1 pseudogene is annotated in these 740 nt (G+C 65.0%); it reads right to left on the bottom strand.

Going from position 1 to position 740, the window contains the following annotated elements:
* Positions 1-740, bottom strand: a pseudogene (locus tag Q6A51_RS27755) (filamentous hemagglutinin N-terminal domain-containing protein); the annotation flags it as partial.

The following is a 740-nucleotide window of genomic DNA, read 5'->3' as shown; positions in this document are numbered from 1 at the left end:
TGCCGGTCAGGGTGATATCGAGTTGGCCATCGGTGAGCACGGCACCGGCCAGGCGGTTATCCAGGCTCGCGGCCTGCAGGTTCAGACCCAGGCCGGCCCCCAGGGTGCCAGCCTGGTTGTCGAGGGCCTGAGCCAGAATGACCGTCAGCACCTCGTCGGCCATGACCTGGCCTTCGGCGTTGTTCAGACTCTGGGCCTCCAGGGTGGTGGCCCCTGCACTGCTCAGCAGGCCCTGGCGGTTGCTGACTTCGCCGGTCACGTCCAGCGTGAGGCCCGCCTCGCTGCTCACCTCACCGCTGTCGTTGGTCAGGGTATCGGCAAAGAGGTCTACGCCGGTGCCGGACACCAGTCCGCGCAGGTTGGTCAGCGCCTTGTCGATGCGTACGACCAAGGATTCGTCGCTGAGCACCGTGCCATCGGTGTTGTCCAGCGACGTGGCGGCCAGGGTAAAGCCCTTGGCACTGGAGATCTCGCCGCGCTGGTTGTTGACCGTACCCAAGTTGGTCAGCAGCAACTGGCCGGGGGCCGTAATCAAACCGTCCTGGTTATTCAGGTGGCCATTGCCGAGGTCAAGGCTGACGTCGCCGTTGCTGTACAGCCGACCGTCGGCGTATTGATCCAGGCCGGTGACCACAGCGGTCAAAGCCATGGCACTGGCAATACGCCCCGCTTCGCTGTTATTGACCTGCGCGGCAGTCAGGCGCAAGGCCTCGGTGCTGGTCAGGCGACCGTCCTGGCTG

Origin of the sequence: Pseudomonas serbiensis, from assembly GCF_030580745.1 — a bacterium.
In the GTDB taxonomy this organism is placed as follows: domain Bacteria; phylum Pseudomonadota; class Gammaproteobacteria; order Pseudomonadales; family Pseudomonadaceae; genus Aquipseudomonas; species Aquipseudomonas serbiensis.
Note: the sequence above shows the minus strand (reverse complement) of the source record. Positions and strands in the feature narration are given on the sequence as shown.